The sequence below is a fragment of the Psychrobacter sp. ASPA161_6 genome (assembly GCF_051970285.1).
Lineage (GTDB): Bacteria > Pseudomonadota > Gammaproteobacteria > Pseudomonadales > Moraxellaceae > Psychrobacter > Psychrobacter glaciei.
In genome coordinates this window covers 95052-114587 of record NZ_JBEFNJ010000006.1, presented here as the reverse complement: position 1 = coordinate 114587, position 19536 = coordinate 95052, and the positions used below count along the sequence as shown (strand labels likewise).

At 40.8% G+C, this 19536-nt stretch carries 19 protein-coding genes and 1 tRNA gene; 8 read left to right on the top strand and 12 right to left on the bottom strand.

The features are described from left to right. Positions 1 to 114: 114 nt before the first annotated feature. From ACTQ9T_RS14000 to ACTQ9T_RS13985, 4 genes are all read left to right on the top strand, one after another. On the top strand, positions 115 to 1050 hold the full coding sequence (locus tag ACTQ9T_RS14000; RefSeq protein WP_045452403.1) for a LysR family transcriptional regulator: 936 nt from the start codon (positions 115 to 117) through the stop codon (positions 1048 to 1050). A 135-nt stretch (positions 1051 to 1185) separates the two neighbouring features. After that, a complete protein-coding gene (locus ACTQ9T_RS13995) occupies positions 1186 to 2175 on the top strand; it encodes an ATP-binding protein (protein ID WP_440465430.1) in 990 nt (329 codons plus the stop codon). A gap of 529 nt (positions 2176 to 2704) precedes the next feature. Beyond that, positions 2705 to 2839, top strand: a complete 135-nt coding sequence (locus tag ACTQ9T_RS13990; RefSeq protein ID WP_440465429.1) for a hypothetical protein — start codon at positions 2705 to 2707, stop codon at positions 2837 to 2839. 465 nt (positions 2840 to 3304) lie between these two features. Next, complete coding sequence (locus ACTQ9T_RS13985; protein WP_440465428.1) at positions 3305 to 4417, top strand: hypothetical protein; 1113 nt, start codon at positions 3305 to 3307, stop codon at positions 4415 to 4417. Between the two features lie 54 nt (positions 4418 to 4471). Here the strand turns inward: ACTQ9T_RS13985 and ACTQ9T_RS13980 are convergent, their stop codons facing one another. From ACTQ9T_RS13980 to ACTQ9T_RS13955, 6 genes are all read right to left on the bottom strand, one after another. Continuing rightward, positions 4472 to 4732 carry a helix-turn-helix transcriptional regulator gene (locus tag ACTQ9T_RS13980; RefSeq protein WP_440465427.1) on the bottom strand — a complete coding sequence of 87 codons (261 nt, stop codon included), beginning with the start codon at positions 4730 to 4732 and terminating at the stop codon, positions 4472 to 4474. Positions 4733 to 4898: 166 nt separating this feature from the next. Beyond that, positions 4899 to 5810, bottom strand: coding sequence for a recombination directionality factor (locus ACTQ9T_RS13975; RefSeq protein ID WP_440465426.1), 912 nt, complete (start codon positions 5808 to 5810; stop codon positions 4899 to 4901). Between the two features lie 107 nt (positions 5811 to 5917). After that, positions 5918 to 7015 carry a YqaJ viral recombinase family protein gene (locus tag ACTQ9T_RS13970; RefSeq protein WP_440465425.1) on the bottom strand — a complete coding sequence of 366 codons (1098 nt, stop codon included), beginning with the start codon at positions 7013 to 7015 and terminating at the stop codon, positions 5918 to 5920. A gap of 108 nt (positions 7016 to 7123) precedes the next feature. Beyond that, positions 7124 to 8116 carry a DUF932 domain-containing protein gene (locus ACTQ9T_RS13965; protein ID WP_440465424.1) on the bottom strand — a complete coding sequence of 331 codons (993 nt, stop codon included), beginning with the start codon at positions 8114 to 8116 and terminating at the stop codon, positions 7124 to 7126. 44 nt (positions 8117 to 8160) lie between these two features. Then, the gene (locus tag ACTQ9T_RS13960) at positions 8161 to 8451 is read right to left on the bottom strand and encodes a hypothetical protein (RefSeq protein ID WP_025651461.1); all 291 of its coding nucleotides are present in this window, start codon (positions 8449 to 8451) and stop codon (positions 8161 to 8163) included. A 163-nt stretch (positions 8452 to 8614) separates the two neighbouring features. Then, positions 8615 to 9505 (bottom strand): YagK/YfjJ domain-containing protein, encoded by an 891-nt coding sequence (locus ACTQ9T_RS13955; protein WP_440465423.1) that lies wholly within the window; start codon positions 9503 to 9505, stop codon positions 8615 to 8617. 457 nt (positions 9506 to 9962) lie between these two features. Between ACTQ9T_RS13955 and ACTQ9T_RS13950 the strand changes: the two genes are divergently transcribed. Beyond that, positions 9963 to 10886 (top strand): hypothetical protein, encoded by a 924-nt coding sequence (locus ACTQ9T_RS13950; RefSeq protein WP_440465422.1) that lies wholly within the window; start codon positions 9963 to 9965, stop codon positions 10884 to 10886. On the opposite strand, the gene ACTQ9T_RS13945 is transcribed toward ACTQ9T_RS13950, so the two are convergent. Further along, on the bottom strand, positions 10883 to 12244 hold the full coding sequence (locus ACTQ9T_RS13945; protein WP_201605865.1) for a tyrosine-type recombinase/integrase: 1362 nt from the start codon (positions 12242 to 12244) through the stop codon (positions 10883 to 10885). The genes ACTQ9T_RS13950 and ACTQ9T_RS13945 overlap by 4 nt on opposite strands. Before the next feature lie 282 nt (positions 12245 to 12526). Continuing rightward, a tRNA-Ser gene (locus ACTQ9T_RS13940) sits at positions 12527 to 12617 on the bottom strand. A 246-nt stretch (positions 12618 to 12863) separates the two neighbouring features. Here ACTQ9T_RS13940 and ACTQ9T_RS13935 point away from each other — a divergent pair. The 3 genes from ACTQ9T_RS13935 (at position 12864) to ACTQ9T_RS13925 (ending at position 14729) form a co-directional block, all read left to right on the top strand. Then, positions 12864 to 13694: a DNA/RNA non-specific endonuclease gene (locus ACTQ9T_RS13935; protein ID WP_440465421.1), complete on the top strand. Its 831-nt coding sequence runs from the start codon at positions 12864 to 12866 to the stop codon at positions 13692 to 13694. A 128-nt stretch (positions 13695 to 13822) separates the two neighbouring features. Further along, on the top strand, positions 13823 to 14086 hold the full coding sequence (locus tag ACTQ9T_RS13930) for a hypothetical protein (RefSeq protein ID WP_189585972.1): 264 nt from the start codon (positions 13823 to 13825) through the stop codon (positions 14084 to 14086). A 259-nt stretch (positions 14087 to 14345) separates the two neighbouring features. Further along, complete coding sequence (locus tag ACTQ9T_RS13925; protein ID WP_010197983.1) at positions 14346 to 14729, top strand: DUF2147 domain-containing protein; 384 nt, start codon at positions 14346 to 14348, stop codon at positions 14727 to 14729. A gap of 151 nt (positions 14730 to 14880) precedes the next feature. On the opposite strand, the gene ACTQ9T_RS13920 is transcribed toward ACTQ9T_RS13925, so the two are convergent. From ACTQ9T_RS13920 to ACTQ9T_RS13905, 4 genes are all read right to left on the bottom strand, one after another. Continuing rightward, positions 14881 to 16143 (bottom strand): ammonium transporter, encoded by a 1263-nt coding sequence (locus ACTQ9T_RS13920; protein ID WP_010197982.1) that lies wholly within the window; start codon positions 16141 to 16143, stop codon positions 14881 to 14883. A 77-nt stretch (positions 16144 to 16220) separates the two neighbouring features. After that, positions 16221 to 16559, bottom strand: coding sequence for a P-II family nitrogen regulator (locus ACTQ9T_RS13915; RefSeq protein ID WP_010197981.1), 339 nt, complete (start codon positions 16557 to 16559; stop codon positions 16221 to 16223). Between the two features lie 399 nt (positions 16560 to 16958). After that, positions 16959 to 17813 carry a universal stress protein gene (locus ACTQ9T_RS13910; protein ID WP_440465420.1) on the bottom strand — a complete coding sequence of 285 codons (855 nt, stop codon included), beginning with the start codon at positions 17811 to 17813 and terminating at the stop codon, positions 16959 to 16961. A gap of 171 nt (positions 17814 to 17984) precedes the next feature. Beyond that, entirely contained in the window at positions 17985 to 19484 is a 1500-nt protein-coding gene (locus tag ACTQ9T_RS13905; protein ID WP_189585982.1) for a SulP family inorganic anion transporter, read from the bottom strand. Between the last annotated feature and the right edge of the window lie 52 nt (positions 19485 to 19536).

Here is a 19536-nt window from a genome sequence, read left to right as displayed (position 1 = left end):
TTTACCATCAACATAAAAAAAGAGTAAGATAGGTGATATTGATTAATTAACAACATATCGTTGATAATGGCTTTATTGTTCAATTTCGATAGTTAAAGAAAAACAGGGCAAAATATGGATAGAATCGATGCGATGCGTGCCTTTGTAGCGGTGGTGACCGAAGGCAGCTTCACTAATGCGGCAAATACTCTGCAACTGTCACCTCAATTGGTGAGCAAATATGTCTCTAAGTTGGAGGAGCAGCTAAATAATCGTCTGCTGAATCGTACCACCCGTAAAGTAAGCCTCACCGAAGCTGGTAGTCATTACTTTGGTCATGCGCAGCAGATTTTATTGAGTATGGATGATATGGAGTCGCAACTAAGTGGTTTGCAGCAAAACCCTAAAGGTGTGTTGCGCATAAGTGCGCCAGTATCTTTTGCTTTAAAACATATGGCTAAATTAGTCACTGACTTTCAGATCCGTTATCCATTGGTCACAGTCGATCTACAATTGACTGATCGTAAAGTCGATATTGTTGAAGAAGGGTTTGATATTGCACTGCGTATAGGTCAACTGAAAAGCTCATCACTTATTGCGAAGGAAGTGGCACCTATTCGTGTGGTTCTGTGTGCGTCGCCTGAATATTTGAAAAAGCATGACACACTCGATAAGCCTGAAGATTTAGAGAATCATCGCTATTTACATTATAGCTATATGAACATGGACGCGAAGGAAGAGGTCTACCAATTATTAAAGGCGAAGATTCTCAAGCAAGGTAGTGAGTTTCTTAGTAATAACGGTGATGTGTTGGTAGAAGGAGCTATTGAAGGTGCAGGATTGGTATTACAGCCGACATTTATTGTCAGTGAAGCAGTTAGCAGTGGCAAGCTGGTGATAGTATTGCCTGAACTTGAACCTAAACGCTTAGGTTTATATGCCGTCTACGCCCATAGAAAGCTACTACCGCACAAAGTCAGGTGTTTTATCGATTTTATGGAAGGCTATTATGGAGCGCCGCCTTATTGGGATGAGTCTATAGCCAAAAGCCAGTCGCTCAGTAATACGTGAGGCACTGGATAACTAGCTTCTCCTAAGATAGATGCGGCTTGCTATTTTTTATGCTCCTACACTTTACAGCGGTTGAGATATTGCTGTTAGTATCCGCTTGTAACTATCCCCTAAACTAACACAGCGATTATTTTATTGGGACGTTATGAATCCACGTATTTTTTAAGTCCAGCGCAAGCACATATCACTTGGATTCTAAAGGGCGTTGATGGTATTGAAAAAGACTATGAGCATTTTTCGCCACCATTTTTGTTAGCCTTGGACGAGGTGTATAACAAAATTCGCAATCTAAATTACCGCTACATGCCTGCTGGTACACTGTTTCCTGAAGAGGTGCAGCAGTACGATCCCTACATCATTCGTGAAGCATTAAGCAATGCCATTGGTCATCAAGACTATCGCCTAGGCGGACGTATCACGGTGGTTGAAAAAGAAGACTCAACACTGATTTTCCAAAACAGTGGTGAGTTTATTCCCAAGACCATCGAGAATGTCTTACTACAAGATGCGCCTGAAGCGAGCTATCGCAATCCGTTTTTGGTTAATGCCATGGTTAGTCTAAATATGATGGACACCATTGGTAGTGGCATCAAAAAAATGTATCAGATTCAGTACAAGCGATTTTTTCCTTTACCAGATTATGACTTAACCCATGAAAGAGTACGCGTAAAATTCACAGGTAAAGTGCTTGATCAAGAGTATGCCAAGCAGCTAGCGACAGTCGATAATCTCGCATTAAACGATATCATAGCGCTTGATAAAGTACAAAAAGGACAAGCGATCACTGAAGACGAAGCAGACGCACTACGCAAAAAGTCACTGATTGAAGGGCGTAAAAATAGCTATATCATAGCCGCTGATGTTGCGAGGCATACAGAGCAACAGGCAGAGTATATGCAGATGCGTGGTTTGGATGACATGCATTATCAAAGCTTGATTATAGAGTACCTCAAAACGTTTGAACGAGGGAGACTAGCTGATTTTGATAAAATGCTGGCTAATAAGTTGCCGCAAGTACTAAATGATAAACAGCGTAAAAACAAGGTACGTAATCTATTACAAAAAATGCGCCGTGATGGCCTTGTGACTTCTAAAGATCAAACTTGGTATCTTGCAGATAGCTAAATGCAGCTAAACCTAGCTAGATGCAGCTAAACCTAGCTAGCTGGGCTATTTTAAAATTAGCCTAAGAGCTGTCTGAGTCTATCGTTTCACCAATCTTCTGCTTACTTATGAATATTAATTATCTATAATCATTCCACTTGGCGAAGCTTAGGCAGTCTCCTAGTAAGTAGCATAAATATAAAAAATTGCTGATCTCTAGAGAGAGGCTTAAGACCTTGTTATATAAGGGATGTAGGGTTTAAATAGTCTTTTTTTAATTAAAAATAATCATAATTTTAATCATTAAATAGCTTCAAAAATTAATCTATATTTCTAAAAGCATCAAAAGAATACATTGATCATGTAATATTGCATGAGCTACATCATACTGCCGAGCATGATCGTAATGAAGGTTTTTAGAAAAGTTTCAAATTATATTATCACAGAGCCTAACAAAAGCACTTTTCTATAAATGTCCAAAAATATACTTGAAATAATACCTTAATCATTTGATACTACTTTCTTATTTAGTGACTATAAGGAAAGTACGATGGGTGACCCATATGCCGGTGAGTATGTAGATGATGAGGATCGTAAAGAGTTGAGTGATGAAGAGCAACAAAAAGAAAATGATGAGATTCAAGAGCTGGGTAAGCAAGGCCTGACACGTGACGACCTCCCATAAGGTAGGCCGCCTATTACATTCAGCTAATCATGATCTAAAAAATAATAAATTTTCAAATAGTTATTTAAAACCTCACTTATAAGTGAGGTTTTTTATGTTTGTAAACTACTAAGCATTGCGAAAGTATAGTTATTTCACCAGTAATCGTTATCCAAATTAGTATTTAAAAATATTAAGATCTACTGCTTTGTATTTATGAGTGTATGCTCATATTAGATATTTATTGCTAGAATGTTACTTATAAGCTATATTTGCGTGCCTAATTTAGATCAACTAATGCTTTGTATTCGAATAATTAAATTTAGTTTTGCTACGGCTGAGTTAACCATATTACCAGAGGTAAATGAAATCATTAGTTTGCTTACTAATCTAAGATGTGACGCTAGAGCGTTGTTGAAGTAAATACGGATAGTTGTTTTGTACGTAAAATAATTGATTATTAAAATAACCATGGATGCTTAAATAATGCTGACCATCATTACGCTTGTGAGTTACCTTGCTGTATTTGTCATAATTCCAATAATGTTTTTGTATTCTCTATTTAGACCTCAAAAGCTATACATACGTACTAAAAAAAATGCAAATGGTAAATACTCACGTATGAAGTTCTATCTAGGAATGGTTTTTGCTTGGATACTTCTCTTATTTATAGGGACATGGGCTGGTAATGTAAATTATTCTCCTAAGAACTACGATACCAGTTTAGATGATGAAATTGATCCTATAACGGCTATCGAAGTCGATGATGAAGAATTAACATCATCATTACCTGATAATGAGCAAGAACAGATTGAAGAGCCTGTATATGAACTGAGTGATTATGTAGACATTAATGAAGTTGAGGCTCTCGATTTTATGAATGGTATTTGGACTGTACAGGTTGCTGATAGCTTGTCTGATGAAGAAAAGGTAGCGCGTATGGCTCATACTTACTTTGGAGAACAAGAATATGAAGAGGATGGCTTCAAACAACGGGATTTAGCTAATTCTTTACTATCTCAAATCAACATTGAGATTGATAAGTACAAGAAAAGATATCAGAATGGTTATCGGGTGAAAGTTCCTATCAGATATATTGATTTCTCAGAAATTGCTTTTAATGATGATTACAATGAGTCAAGAGATATATTTATACAAGCAGGTACTTTTGGGCTTCGCCAATATGACTTTGAAAAAGGTTTTTTCCCTCTTGTGGTATGTTTAAAGTCTGGGGAAAGTCAGGGCTTTTTTATGAATTGGGAAGAAGAGCAGAAGCTAGCACGGAGTGGTGGTTATCCATCGTGGTCTGATATGGCTCCAAAAGAAGTTACTCAGCAGGTTTATGATCCTGGCTATGGAGAAGGTAGTAAGGTTTATATGAATGTAGAGTGTGGCTTATCTGTAGATGATGAAGCTCAAGCAAGGAAAATAGAAGAAGCTATAGTGGGCGAAAGGTTAGCATCTAAAGGATTCGTGTACTATAATTTACCTATAAAAATGGGTGAGAGTGATGTTTTATTTGAACCAGTACTTGCAGATATTACCTATTTTGACAAGGATACTAACGAGATTCTTGCTACTAAACAGTTTACTTGGTAGAAAAGATTATTAGCAATGAAAAAAGCCACTTTGAGTGGCTTTTTTCATTTCGACCTAGTGAGCTCTAGCAGCTATCTTATCATTCAACCATTCTGCAATTTCACCCTCAACCCATGCTACACGACCTTTTGACAGCTTTACTTGAATAGGGAAAGTAGGATCGTAGCGTTTAGATTTCTTGTCTAGCATATCGTAAATGGTAGTACTGCTAAGTCCTGTATGGTACGTTACTTCTTTTAATGGCAACATTCGTGGTAAGCATAATGCACTGAGATTAGCGGTGTTGTTTTGGTCATTAATATTCAAGTTTTCCATGATTGCTCCTTATGAGTGAACGAGAGCGTTTTCTCTCATACAGTTACAGAGTCCTATATTTTTTTACGGCATCCCATTCCGTCCAACGGTTTGGCTTCATTGAAGCAATAAAAGAAGGAGCTGATTAATCAGCTCCTTCTTATGCCGTATACCTCACTTGATTGCTTTAGCTTACTACCGTTACACTTTGCCGCAGCCCTTGCTCGATGCTAGTCACGTTATGAGTGGCTAACCCGTTCTGATAACTCCCCTGTTGGCTATTGCTTACGTCATCTGTCTGCATGGGATAAAATTCTTCAGCCAAATCAAGTAAGCCATCGTTATCAATTTCAAAGGATGAATTGACGTAACCCTGTTTTGCAGCCTGTTCTAGCGCTGCTTGATCAAATCCGTGTTCGCTAAGCTCCGTATCTATTGCCTGTGCATCTTGCACCGCTTGTTTTATTGTCACATCATCACGTAGCGTTAAATCAACAAAGTAAATCGGTGTCCGATAGCTTTGCGTGGTGCTTTTACCCCTTAAGGTGAGTTGCAACGGCAAGCACGACAGCTTATTGCCTGACACAGCAGCAAAGTAGCTCAGTCGTGCGGCTAATGTACGAATACTATTAAAGCCTGTGGTGCGAAAGATAAACGTACCTAACTCGTCGTCTTCACTGAGATTAACGTACAAGCGACCATATGGTTTACAAGCACCGCCTTGCGCTAATGGGCAACGATCAGGTGATGGGCAAGGCAATGTTTCTACGCCATTGTTTGTACGGCGTTGGCACTGCTCGCCGTCACCCACGCATAGCGGGCGTCCAGTTTGACGATCAAACAAGGTATATTCTGCTCGCAAATTAAGCTCAGGATCGTTAAACAGCATACGCACGGGTATTTGTCTCAGCTTACCGGCATTATTTGCGCGCAGCTTTTCATCGAGTGGATGATTGATCCAACCGTCCTTATTTTGAACTTGGCTGGTAATGGTGAATTGATCGTCTTTGGCAGGTAAACGCTTACCATCCTTTTGGATGACACGTCCGATGCTGATACGACCTAAAACAGGCGGGGTTATGGTTAGACCTTTAATCATGATGATATTCCTTATAGTTTTAATAAAATGTGTTTAGCCATAAAAAAAGCCCACCGATTATGGTGGGCAGTTATGCACTTGTTTGGTTAAGTGTAGTAGGTTTCGGCTTAGTCGTTTAAGATAACGAAGCGGCGACTACCGTGTTTGGTTCTACTAAATTTCGCTAATAGCTCAGGATGCGCTTTGATAACGGCCTTGCTATCAAGACCGATACTATCTTTCGAGCGTTTCCAAGAGATTGCGCCTTTTTCAAACACAGCGACTTCATTATCGGCAATCAGTGTTTGCAGCTGGTGCTTAACCTGATCATGGCGCTGCTCTAACTCCTGCATATAGTCACGATAACTCAGCAGTTGCTCAAATAACTTATTGGCACCATCGTCATCTCGTAGATCAACCTTGCTTGAGGGCTTAGGCGTTGGATAAAGCAGCTTTAATGCTCGAGCTGCGGATTCTGAATGATCAGGCGTTGGCGGCGTGTCTGTCTCTACGTACTGCCAGAATAATCGCTCATGCTCCATGATGGACTCAATCAAGCGCTCATCACGCTCAACCTTATAAATCTTAGCCTCGTGTCCACAAAGTAGCACACAGATATGCGCCGCAGTTTTACCAGTGACCGCCAGCTGGTGTTGCACTTGGCAAGTAACATACAAGGGCACACCATGCTTCCACAGCTTAGCGCCATGTTCTCCTGCGGTTTTACACTCTAATATCTGTACTTCATCACTGCCAGTAATGGCATAGTCTAAGTTTGCTAGCATGAATGGCTGCTCAGGATGTTGCAAGATAGCGTTCACGCGCCTTACCTTATTGCCTGTATGTTCTTGATAGTATTTAGCGACCATCGGCTCTAAGGTATTGCCCCAATAGAGGGGTGAATAACCCTCAATACTTTCATCGATATCTGAGCTCATGCGTCCGGTCTTAATCATCCATAGCTCAAGCATAGATAGATACGGATGAATACCACAGGCAGCCGCAGCATCAGAGCTGCCAATACCTTGCTTGCGAAATTGTAGCCAGTCCTCACGGCTTAAATCCTTAGTATTAATTAAACGCTTGGCAGTCATTGATGTGTTCAGTTGGGTAGGTTTATCAGCGGTAACGCTTTGCTTGGCTTTCACTACTGCTGGTTTGAGTCTAATGGTTGCACGCTTCGCTTGTCTTGGCTGAGTCGTGCTGTTTAGTGCAATCATGTTCATAACGAACTCCTTTGATAAATGGTTTATTGGTATTAATGAAATAAGCGGCATAAAAAACCACGCTCGAAGGCGTGGTTGATTGTATTGTCAGGTTTTAAATGTGGCTAGTTAAGCCAGCATCAGTAGCGATTCTTCTAAACCCTTTTGTTTAAGCTTAGCGCCAGAGCCAAACCAAGCACCGTCTAATCGATGGTCTCTCGACATTGCTCTGCGTTCGTGATCGACGTATTCAGTGATACTACATAGCAAGCCATAAGCGGTATCTTTAGCAGCATCAAGATCGGCTCCACGACCTTGACCGTTAAACATGTTCATCACCTGATTCATCGCCTTGGCATTGGGCACGGCGTCTTTCTCTTTCTTAGCACTATTAAACAGAATGATGTCATTGTCCTGATCATTGAACACACGGCTAAGATAATTGGCGGCTTCTGCTTGGGTAACCCGGCGCTCAGATAATTGCTTCATCTCATAGCTGTGCTCATCCCACTGTTTGACTGACACGCCTAGTTGCTGCTTGACCTTTTCGGCATCAAACGAGGTGCTATGCGGTACTTTCACTATGCCTCCTGAACCATTCGCTAAGCTAATAGCCAGCGTGTTATTACAGACCACACGGATGGATGTGAACTGTGCTGTGGTCGCTAGTGTGCCATCACAAGCGGTTGCAAGCAGTAAGTAGCCATTACTAACATCTTTACCCTTAAGCGTTGCTGACTGCCCTGTACGAGCCAATGCCCATAGCTTACGACCTCCTTTAAGTACGCCAGCCGTTTCTAGCTCAAAGTCAGATTGCTCGGTAAGATCACGATAGAATTCTAGAATCTCACGCGGCTGTACTTCTTGATAGCGTTGGCTGACCACCGATAGCGGCTCGAAGTTATCGGAGCGGTATAAAACTTTTTGCTCAGCAAAGGGCAAAATCAGATTGTGACCTTTGTCATTGTTTGCCATATAACTGACGTCTGAGGATTCTATACGCCAGTCCATACCCGCTTGCTTTGCCCAGATCTCGATAGGCTGCTTGGGAGCAAGCTCATTACCCAAGCCATGCCAAGGGGTTTCGCCAACGTATGCCATTGATTCGATTAAATGTGCCATGGTAATTGTCCTTTTAGATTTGAATTATGGGTTATATAGACAGGTTAAATGCTGAAAGTTCTTGAGCAGGTATTGCAGGTATAACTAGGCTTTGCTGCCAAAACGAGTAAGGGTGGCTGCTGTAGCTTGTCTTTAGCCAAGCTGATTGCAGAAGCAAGCGCCGTGCCTACCACCACACCAATTGCTGAATTGATTTTGTAATACCTACAGATGCTTACACCAAGACCTGATAGGGCAGATTGTGAGCACAGTTGCTCGAAGATATTAAAGGGGCTGTCAGTATCCGTATTGCTTTTTACGTTCGCTGAATGACAGTGTGGGCAGATCGGTCTCATAAATTGCTCCTTTTTCGATTGCGCATAAAAAAGGCCTGCGATTAAGCAGACCTTTGATTAGGATAGATTGGGGTTAATAGACAGGTAGCTAGGCTTCCTGTCTTATCTCATAGGGATAGTATATATCTAAAAATATTTTGTTATTTGGGCAAGGCTCTGTTTTTTACTTTTCTTTAAATTCACCATGTCCAAACGTTTGCATTTTAGGCAGCCATACTTTGAGTTTTTGATCGTATTTGTCAGACTTTGTCAAATACCCTGCCACAGTAAAAGCGTTCTCAACCTCCTGAGGGTTATCACGGCGTATTCTGCCAATACCTAGCTTTCCATCTATTCCAAATTTACGCTTGGTCTCAGCGTCGTGAGAACTATGATAAGTACCGACGCCATCTGTTACCTCTTGCCACTTCTCACCTATTGTTTTAGCTTTATGCCAGTCAGAATATGTTTGTGAATTATCATAAGTTAAAATCAGGTGGCAATGAAAGCCACCATTTTTATAACCTTGCTCTAATGCCCATGCATAACCAGTTAGGTGCTCAAAACAAGAACTTCTCTTACTAATGAGTTTTCTGAGTTTTTTCATATGATTATAAAAATCGAAAATACTCAAGTTTTGGCGTTGGTCTTTTAAATATTTCAGTTCAATAAAGATAACCAATACTCTCGATCTGTTTTCAATCAGATTTTTAAAGTAAAGACCTAAGCTTTCTTTATTCTGCTTTTCTTGATAAATCCAATCATAACGCTCTCTCCTAATCTGATCTTCATAGCTCAAAAGCTCTGTAATGAGCTTTTGTGTCATCTCATAATCCCAAATAACATCACAAGGATGTACAGCACCAATAAAAATAATAGCACTATCCATAAGCGCATTAATAGACTGAGAGTAATTTACATAACCTTGTGAGTAATACATGGACATGAACGGACGATATAGTTTGTTCAATTGATCTTGAAAACGTTTACCTCTAAGATTTTTGAATAATACATTTTTAACGAGTTTATCGACATCACTGGTAAGTCTAGATTGATCAGTAAAGGGGTATAACATTGTAGTACTCCTATGAAGTTAGTGGTTCATAGGGTTTTAGTAAATTGTATTATTATAATGCCAGTAGCTAAGAGAGTAGCTCTTAGCTAAACAATGACCAGTTAAAAGATACTGATATATATTGATATTGTAATACCAACCTAATACAACTTGCTTAATACTTTGTTATTTAAAGGCTATCTTGAAACCTTATATAATTTGTTAGAGGAAAACCCTTATTTCTCTAAAAATATTATCGAGGATAGTTACCTGAGAAATAGCATCATACATTTAAGCTTCTAATATAGTGAAAATCCTTCAGTTTATAAGGTTCGAATGGCCGTTAACGCTATAAAAATATTATAAAGATAACGGGTAAATATTACTTTTTTATTATATAATTTCTATTAAAATTCTAGAACCATAATACTAAAATATCACTCGTGATATTACCATTTAACAACATAAAGAGCCTTGTATGTCATTACAATTTAATAATGAAAACTCTCAAGTGAGATATAACAATAAAAGTTATTTTGATAAACACATTAGGTCTTTAACAGAAAGACAAGTTAAATGGATACAAACATATCTAGCTTCTAAAGTGAATGTTAGCTTTTTAAGCAATGGATCAAGTGACCGTCATGAAGAATTAGTAAACCAACTATCTAGACATGAAAATTTTAAAGACTACGTGTCTGATGCTTATTCGGAAATGACTTATAAGCTTGTGCCTGAACAGAATTTTGAATGGCTTATCGACAATTTAAGAGGCCAGATTTTCATTTTGAATATCTTATATAAAGAAAAGAGTTATATTTATTTTGACATAAATAATAATAATTTAATAGAGGATGTTTACAGGTTTTTTGATAGAAAAGATAATACTAATAATTTGGAGTCTAAAATATTTTTACTAAGTGATATACAGAAAAGATGGTATTTTATTATTAAGAGTGAAAGCTATTCTAAATGGCTAGCTGAAACCGATATATTACATATAGAATGGACTAAAGAGTATTTAAAAAAGGCTAGTATTTATAATAACTCAGTAAGAAATGATAAATGTCCAAAGGAAACGAGGAGCCATATTTTGGCTTCTTTGGATCTTATAGATCATCCAGTATCTGAGATTATGAATGATAATTATATTAATTACAGATCAAGCGATCGTAAAGAAATAATTATTGATAAAATGAAACGAGCTTGGAGCCAGCAAAAATACCGAAGCGCTGGTAAAACAAAAAAAGCGTATCACTTACCACTGACAAAAAAAACCAAAGCTAAATTAGAGAAAATGGCGCAAGTACAAGGGCTGTCAGAGACAGCCATGCTTGATATATTAATTAATCGCTTTTATGACCTAGATTACGTCGATGTTGATGGCAAGGAGTTATACTAACGCTTATTAATATATCCTTGTAGCTCATCTGCTGTGATTCCTTGATCTAACAATGCTTTAATCAGATCCTGCTTATCAGCGTTTTGTAATAAGTTAGGCTGCTTACTTTTCAGGGACTGTTCAATTTGCAGCCGCGCTGTCTGAAAGTCTACGACCTCGCCTGTACCTCTGAGCAGGTCTAAAAAGTCTGCCCAAACTTGCATAATCTTACGACGCTCTTCTAAGTGCTGCGCGTGGTTATAAACTGCGCGAATACTGCTTTTTTTATCATGCGCCATCTGCTTTTCGATTGCATCACCCATGTAACCAAGCTCGTTTAAGTTAGTTGAGGCGATGTGGCGGAAGCCATGCCCAGTTTGTTTACCCGCATATCCAATTATGTCTAGCGCATTATTAATGAACTCTGCGCTATAAGGCTGGTGCATGCCTGTATTGTAGAACACGTATTCATATTGACCCGTAATTGTTTTCATCTCCTCTAGTACTGCTAGCATTTGATCAGATAAGGGAACGACGTGCTTACGCGCGATTTTTAGGTTATCAATATCGACCCGCCATAGGCGGTTGGGAAAGTCGATGTGTTCCCACTTCATCATACGCAGCTCGATAGTGCGACAGAAAGAGTAGGCTAGAAACTTCATGGCTAGGCGTGTCTGATCGTGACCATGATAGCTCTCAATATCTTGCAGGAGTTTGGGTAGCTCTTTAAGGTCAACGTGCTTCATGTGCTGGCTTTTGGCTTTAGGATAAAGCTCTTTGAGGCCCTCCGTATGAATCGTATCGATTAAGCGCTCTCTCTTAGCTCTCCTAAGAATATTAGTAATAAGGTCAATCGTACGTCTAGTTACTTCTCTTGGGGGTGAGCCTTCATCGGTTGTCCTATTCTCTATCTGATCTGCCATGAATTTACAGTCTTCAAAGGTCACATCCCTCAAAGCTATACCATTAAAGCTAGGTATGACGTCTTTGTGCATACGGTTGTAGTCTTGCTGGTAGGTGCGAGGCTTTACGTTGCGCTCACGCTCCTCTAGCCATTCAAGCGCATAATCATTGAACATTTTAGCTTGCTCATTTGCAAGCTTATCTTGACGTTTTTTATTCTTGGGATTGATCCCACTAGTTACTAAAGCTTTGATATCAGAGTTCGCTATTCTTGCTTCTGCTAAGCTTATCTGTGGGTATGCACCTAAAGTAGTTTTCTGCTGCTTACCATCAAAACGATATGCGCTTATCCAAGTCTTCGTTCCTGAGCTACGTACTAATAGCTGTAGCCCTTGCTGATCGCTATATTTATCTGGACGGGCAGGGGTACAATTATCAGTTGGTTTGAGCTTACGAATTTTGGCATCACTTAACATGTTGGTCTATTCCTATACCTACGAGCTATATGCTTAAAGCGTTAAGAGGGTTATGTTGGTCTACAGCATATAAATCTAGATCGAATGTTGGTCTAATTACGGCGTATATGAATAATAGACCAACGAATAGACCAACTCAAGCGACGGGATAGGTGTGTCACGTTGGGTTGAATTGGGAAAATAGCAGGCATAAAAAAAACGCTAGACGCGTTATTTATAAAGGGTTTGATTGGTATATGGGTCGAATTAGGGAAAGGTGGGAAAACTAATATTTTATAAGATTGGCGGTGAAGGAGGGATTCGAACCCTCGATACGCTATTAACGCATACACACTTTCCAGGCGTGCGGTTTCAGCCACTCACCCACTTCACCGTTTTGACATAGCGGACAGTTTTGATTGATTAAAATAAAAAATAATCAGTTGTCCGTATATTTGAGACCGCCTAGTATAGCGGATAGCATTTAAAATGTCACGGCTTACGCCTTATCTTTCTTTATTCACAGACGCCTGCTACGATAGCGTATACGTAATGATAAGCATAGATGGTTGAAAGTTGAATGATAAGTGTCGGCAGGATCAAATACAGTGTCAAAAACAGCATCATAATGACTGTGATGATGGTAGTAAGCATAACCTCGGCGCATGCTGATGACTTTACCCAGTGTAGCCAGTCCTTTTATGGCAGTATCTATCCTGAATTTACCAATCCTAAGCTCAGTAACAAGACACAAGCGCTATGTATGGATGGTTTTGCCGTGATGTATTCGGGAGTATCACGTACGCCGCTGTGGTCGGCAGAGTATTTAGATCGCAAGCGTTTACAGCAAGCCAAAGAGATTGATCGTGAAGACAGTTTTCATGAAGAAAGCCGACTACCCACATCCGCACGTGCCTCATTGTCTGACTATTCAGGCTCAGGCTATGATCGCGGGCACTTAGCGCCCAATGCTGATATGGCGAATCGCAGTCAACAGTATGATAGTTTTAGCTTGGCTAATATTGCTCCGCAATCGCCACGTAATAATCGCTATATTTGGCGTAACATCGAGTCAGCCACTCGTTACTTAACCCAGCAATATGGAGAGGTTTATACCATTACAGGGGTCGCATTTACCGGCAAAAAAACCAAGCAACTGGCTGACCGAGTGCTTGTTCCCAGTCATTTCTTTAAAGCAGTTTATATTCCTGCGATTAATCAAGCAGGGGTCTATTACGCACCAAATGATGAATCAGAGCGTATAGAAATTATCAGTGTCGATGAATTGGCGACCGAAATTGGCATCGATGTATTACCCGTACTGGATGCCAAGACTAAAGCGCAAGCGTTCGAGCTACCATTAAAGGCTGGCGAGAGTTCAGATTTGCCTGATGCGACTGTTGAAGAACCTACTTGGATGCTTTTTGTCTGGGCGATTCTTGACTGGCTAATCACCCAATTGCAGGCGTAATGCTTCTACTATTAGCCTATTTAGTCGCTTTTATGCGGATTGAGGACACATTCTAGTGTCTGTATGTGACAGAAAGTACGAACTATTGAAAAATCACGTAAGATGCTGTTAATAGAAAGGAGACTCAAATGATTGACCCATTTGCCAATAATCATCAAAGTATGCAAATTGGTGAGCTCGTAATCGAAAACCAGCAAGATAAAATTATTATATATGGCGACATTGATTTGACCTTTGATGCCACTGGGCATCAGCAAGCACAACAGTTACATGACTTAACAAGTAAAATTTTACAAGCTTTTGAAAACAACACTGAATACAATAATAATGATGACAAGTCAAAAGAAAAAGATGACCAGCTGGATAAAAATATCGACAATCCCTTCTTGTAACTGTTTGATATAGTTCTGATTTTATAGAAATAATAAACTATAAAAAAATTACTAGGCAAAAGCTTAAAATTGCTTATAATGGGTCAAGACATCGCTTATGTCGTTTAGGATTTTAACGAACAGCTTATTTATTGTTGCGCTAACCCACTACTAACTAGTAGGAAATCGCACAGCTGGGAATGAAGTTTTAGCGAAGGATAAGCCTAGGAGAGTAGAAACATAACGTTTCGAATAATCATTGTATGAAGGGAGTCAGTCTATGAAATTATTTACAAAAACCACTTTAGCAGTTGCAGGTATCAGTTTAGCAAGCATGGCATTTGCCGCTGATCCTTTAGCCAATACCACTTGGCAGACCTATGATGAAGGTAAGCCAAAAGGCACAGTAAAAATCACTGAATCAAATGGTGTTTTGACAGGTACGCTGATTTCTACTAATTCAGCCAAAGGTAAGAAACACGTTGGCACGACTATCATCAAAGATCTTAAAGCTGATGGTGGTGGTAAATATAGTGGTGGTACGATTACTGATCCTGAGAAAGGTAAAGATTATCGTATGACTGCACAACTAAGTGGTAGTACATTGAAGCTAAAAGGTTATATCGGTCCATTCTCACGCAGTCAAGAGTGGAAAAAGAAATAAGCTAGGGTGAATCAAACTAGGTTATTACTTGCTTTATAAAAAGTTAACTTATAAATAGAAAACCCATTTATAAAGCACAAAAAAATCCCGCATTACCGAAAGGTAGTGCGGGATTTCTTTGTACTGCAGTATTTTTCTAGATGCTCACCGATTATCTTACGAATTCTGGGTAAGCTTCCATACCGCATTCGGCGATATCACCACCTTCATATTCATCTTCTTCAGAGATACGTAGACCCATCACCACTTTAATGATTGACCAAACGATTAGACTGGCAACAAATACCCATATAAAGATGGTCGCTGCGCCTGCAATTTGACCTACGAACGATGCTGCTGGATTGGTAATAGGAACAATTAGTAGACCGAAGAGACCAATTACACCATGTACCGAGATAGCACCTACTGGGTCATCGATTTTTATTTTATCTAAAGCGAGAATGGATAAAACAACGATAACACCTGCTATCAGACCAAACAGTGTGGCCTGCAGTGCAGAAGGAGTAGAAGGTTCTGCGGTAATCGCAACCAAACCTGCTAGCGCACCATTTAGGAGCATGGTTAAATCAGCCTTACCAAAGATAAGACGCGCTACTAACAATGCACCAATAGCACCGCCTGCTGCTGCGGCATTGGTATTCAAAAATACCATCGCGACAGAGTTGGCACTGGCGATATCACCGAGCTTGAGGACAGAACCACCGTTAAAGCCGAACCAACCCATCCACAATATGAGAGTACCAAGTGCTGCTAATGGCAGATTGGCACCAGGAATGGCACGTATTTCACCATTAGGACCATATTTACCTTTACGAGCTCCTAACAATAATACCCCTGCTAATGCAGCCGCAGCACCTGCCATATGGACGATACCGGAACCAGCAAAATCAGAAAAGCCTAAGTCACCTAAGTTAAATAAGCCAAAGACGTCTTTGCCACCCCAAGTCCAGCTGCCTTCAACAGGATAGATAACACCAGTCATGACTACCGCGAAGAGGAGAAAAGCCCACAGCTTCATACGCTCAGCGACAGCGCCTGAGACGATTGACATACAGGTTGCGACGAATACCACTTGGAAGAAAAAGTCAGAAGCTGCAGAATAAACAGAATCACCACCAAAGCCATTTTCAGCTGAGGCTGCTAAAGCATCTGCTACCAAAGCCTCACCGCCTGCAATACCGCTTAAGAATAGATTGCCATCATACATAATGGCATAGCCGCAGATCATGTACATGGTACAAGCGGTGGCAAATAGTGCGATATTTTTTGTTAGGATTTCGACGGTGTTTTTTGAGCGTACCAGCCCTGCTTCTAACATGGTGAAGCCCGCTGCCATCCACATGACCAGCGCCCCACACATTAAAAAGTAAAACGTATCAAGTGCGTACTGGAGCTCAAAGATTTGATTTTGCATGTTAATTCCCCCTTGAATATATGCAATATAGATATCGGTATGTCCTATAAATCTGTGTTTATAGGTAAGTCTACGCGTTAGATAGCGTCAGGACCTGTCTCGCCCGTACGAATACGAATGACTTGCTCAAGAGCCGTCACAAATATTTTACCGTCACCGATTTTTCCAGTGCTAGCGATGCGAGTGATGGCTTCGATAGCAGGTTCAACCATCTCATCGATAACGGCCACTTCAACTTTTACTTTAGGTAAAAAGTCCACCACGTATTCTGCGCCGCGATAGAGCTCCGTGTGACCTTTTTGGCGACCGAAACCTTTGACTTCAGTGACGGTAACACCTTTGACACCGATGTCAGAAAGCGCTTCACGTACATCATCGAGCTTAAACGGTTTTAAGATCGCAGTGATTAGCTTCATAAAAAATTCCTTATATGTGTGATGTCGCAGGTTGATATAGACATTGTGCTTCATCGTATGACTGCCATTCTTAACGTAAGTCATTCAAGAACTGTGCCAAACCTAATCAAGGGGGTAGCTAGGATTGAGCCAATTGGTTCAAAAATGCTTATGGTATTGACAAAAAATACGGCTTATAGGGGCACGATAATCGTCATTGTTGTCCATACAAGCAGAGTAGATCAACCTTTAACGTTGGAGTATCGAAAACTTTATTATAACCAACTTTTAAAGCGCTTGGGGAGGCTATCACTTTATTTCATGTGATGATTTGATAAAAGTGTATAGCAAATGAGTACTGAGTAAAAGTAGACAGGAGGGGCAGAGCACAATACTCTGCCCGCAAATTAAACGTTGGCGTTATACTTTAGGGAAGAGTAGGTATGGGGTTTTGGTACTGCCTAGTAGTTTTTTGGTGTCGCTGCCTTTGAGAAATTCATGCAAACGAGACTGACCAAAAGCGCCTGTTATCAGCAGACCAATATTGTGCTCATTTTGATAGTAGGTTAAGGCTGCTGTCACATCGCGGCAGTCTAGCAATGCCTTTTTGGATTTTATGCCAGCTTGCTTGAGACGGGCATAAGCTTCACGTAGTGCGTCGCAGTTTTCCGAGTTGTCTTTACCGACCATAACAATATGAATGGTTAGGGCGCGAACAAGCGGCGTTTTGCATAGCCAATTAAGCAGTTTATGAGAAGTTGCACAGTTGTCAAAAGCAAATAAAGCAGTTGTAGGGGTCAAAAATGGTGCATGAGTCACCAAAATGGGGCAGTGGCTTAGGCGAATAAGCTGACTCAACGTCGCTTTGCAGGTCACATGATGACCAATAACAATCAATTGTGCCTTATTGTCGACATAATCGATACTTTGATTAAGATGTTCATGACGATGCAGCGTATACGTCTTTAATTTTTGGCGCTGCTGCTCGCAATAAGTTGTGGCTTGATGGAGTAACAGTTTGCCTTGCGCTTTTAGTTCACAATTACTCAAATGTTCTTTGGTAGTAAATTGATCTAATAAAGCACTTTCGTCATCGATATTGAGGCAACCAGAATAATTGACCACTGCTTTTTGTTGCAAGCTTGGTACTGAATGCAACAGACCGATAGGGGCTTGTAAACGAGGTGCTGCCCACATGCTCGCCTCTAGCACGGCTTGTACGTGATCAGGGCAGTCTAAGCAGGCAATTACGCTATCTGGCTTTAAATTACTCATAAGGCCACCACATCATCTAATGATTAAAAACACCGTCAAGCGGGCCAACTCATCTGCGATGACCCTAAAGCTTGAACTGGTATACCAATATAATGGTTTGTCTACAAACCAACCAACCATGAATTAACGTCTGTTCGATAACGCAGGCATAGTGCTTGGTCATCTAACCATTTAATCCAACAAGCCAATGTCTCGGCGATCATGGATAGAGAAACGGTCAATCAACGTACGGCTTGCACTGTTGAGTCCTACCACTTTGACATCAATCCCTTCACGTTGCAAGCGCATGACAAGCTTGTCCAAGGTATCTACGGCACTGACGTCCCAAAAATGCGCTTGGCTGACATCGATATGAATGCTATCCAAGGCTTCTTTGGTATCAAAACTATGCAAGAACTGCGTCGTTGAGGCAAAGAACACTTGGCCCTGGACGTAGTAGTAACGAGTGTTACTACTGTCGTCATACTCGCTAAATATCGTTAAGAATTGCCCGATTTTATTAGCAAACGCTAGCGCAGATAGCAGCACACCAACACCTACGCCATATGCTAGATTATGCGTAAAGATAGTGGTCAAAACGGTCGCTAGCATGACAATGTTAAATGACATCGGATGGGTCTTGAACTCGCGAATAGATTGCCAATTAAAAGTACCAATAGAGACCATAATCATCACAGCCACTAGTGCTGCCATCGGTATTAGACTGACCCATTCACTCAAAAACACCACCATAATGAGCAGTACCACACCTGCCATCAAGGTAGACAGACGCGTACGTCCGCCTGATTTGACGTTGATCATTGACTGACCAATCATCGCACAACCTGCCATACCACCAAAGAATCCTGATACCACGTTGGCAATACCTTGACCACGACACTCGCGGTTTTTATCGCTCGGCGTATCAGTTAATTCATCCACAATCGTCGCTGTCATCATAGATTCTAACAAACCAACGATGGCCAGCGCGATAGAATAAGGCGCAATAATTAAGAGCGTCGTTAAATTTAATGGAATATCTGGCAGCAAAAATACGGGTAGAGAATCAGGCAAGTCACCCATGCTACCGACGTTACGAATATCGAGATTCATATACATCGCTACCGCGGTCAAGCCAACGATACAAATCAGCGGTGAAGGAATCACTCGACCAATTTTAGGAATAAGCGGAAACAGATAAATAATCGCCAAGCCCGCGGCAGTCATGATATAAACGGTCATCCCGACCTTCTCAGTCATAGGATTAAGCTCAGGTAATTGAGCCATAAATATTAAAATCGCTAGCGCATTGACAAAGCCAATGACCACCGAGCGCGAGACAAAACGCATCAGATTGCCAAGCTTAAGAATACCCATGACGACCTGAATCGCCCCGCACAGTAAGGTAGCAGCCAGCAAGTACTGCAAGCCATGATCAGCCACCAAGTCTACCATCACTAGCGCCATTGCCCCCGTCGCTGCCGAAATCATACCCGGTCGACCACCGACGAAACTAATCACGACGGCGATGCAAAATGATGCATACAAACCAACTTTTGGATCGACGCCCGCGATAATAGAAAAAGCAATGGCTTCTGGAATCAAGGCCAGTGCAACCACCACCCCTGATAAAACGTCACCGCGAACATTGGAAAACCAGTCGTCACGTAAGCTATCAAAAAAAGATGTCATAAGTAAACTGCATAGAGTTAAAGGCAAAAAAAGTAATCATTACTCAGTGTTA

Coding starts and splice junctions, on each gene's coding strand:
- ACTQ9T_RS14000 (WP_045452403.1), top strand. CDS start 115: ATGGATAGAATCGATGCGATGCGTGCCTTTGTAGCGGTGGTGACCGAA.
- ACTQ9T_RS13990 (WP_440465429.1), top strand. CDS start 2,705: ATGGGTGACCCATATGCCGGTGAGTATGTAGATGATGAGGATCGTAAA.
- ACTQ9T_RS13985 (WP_440465428.1), top strand. CDS start 3,305: ATGCTGACCATCATTACGCTTGTGAGTTACCTTGCTGTATTTGTCATA.
- ACTQ9T_RS13980 (WP_440465427.1), bottom strand. CDS start 4,732: ATGGAAAACTTGAATATTAATGACCAAAACAACACCGCTAATCTCAGT.
- ACTQ9T_RS13975 (WP_440465426.1), bottom strand. CDS start 5,810: ATGATTAAAGGTCTAACCATAACCCCGCCTGTTTTAGGTCGTATCAGC.
- ACTQ9T_RS13970 (WP_440465425.1), bottom strand. CDS start 7,015: ATGAACATGATTGCACTAAACAGCACGACTCAGCCAAGACAAGCGAAG.
- ACTQ9T_RS13965 (WP_440465424.1), bottom strand. CDS start 8,116: ATGGCACATTTAATCGAATCAATGGCATACGTTGGCGAAACCCCTTGG.
- ACTQ9T_RS13960 (WP_025651461.1), bottom strand. CDS start 8,451: ATGAGACCGATCTGCCCACACTGTCATTCAGCGAACGTAAAAAGCAAT.
- ACTQ9T_RS13955 (WP_440465423.1), bottom strand. CDS start 9,505: ATGTTATACCCCTTTACTGATCAATCTAGACTTACCAGTGATGTCGAT.
- ACTQ9T_RS13950 (WP_440465422.1), top strand. CDS start 9,963: ATGTCATTACAATTTAATAATGAAAACTCTCAAGTGAGATATAACAAT.
- ACTQ9T_RS13945 (WP_201605865.1), bottom strand. CDS start 12,244: ATGTTAAGTGATGCCAAAATTCGTAAGCTCAAACCAACTGATAATTGT.
- ACTQ9T_RS13935 (WP_440465421.1), top strand. CDS start 12,864: ATGGTAGTAAGCATAACCTCGGCGCATGCTGATGACTTTACCCAGTGT.
- ACTQ9T_RS13930 (WP_189585972.1), top strand. CDS start 13,823: ATGATTGACCCATTTGCCAATAATCATCAAAGTATGCAAATTGGTGAG.
- ACTQ9T_RS13925 (WP_010197983.1), top strand. CDS start 14,346: ATGAAATTATTTACAAAAACCACTTTAGCAGTTGCAGGTATCAGTTTA.
- ACTQ9T_RS13920 (WP_010197982.1), bottom strand. CDS start 16,143: ATGCAAAATCAAATCTTTGAGCTCCAGTACGCACTTGATACGTTTTAC.
- ACTQ9T_RS13915 (WP_010197981.1), bottom strand. CDS start 16,559: ATGAAGCTAATCACTGCGATCTTAAAACCGTTTAAGCTCGATGATGTA.
- ACTQ9T_RS13910 (WP_440465420.1), bottom strand. CDS start 17,813: ATGAGTAATTTAAAGCCAGATAGCGTAATTGCCTGCTTAGACTGCCCT.
- ACTQ9T_RS13905 (WP_189585982.1), bottom strand. CDS start 19,484: ATGACATCTTTTTTTGATAGCTTACGTGACGACTGGTTTTCCAATGTT.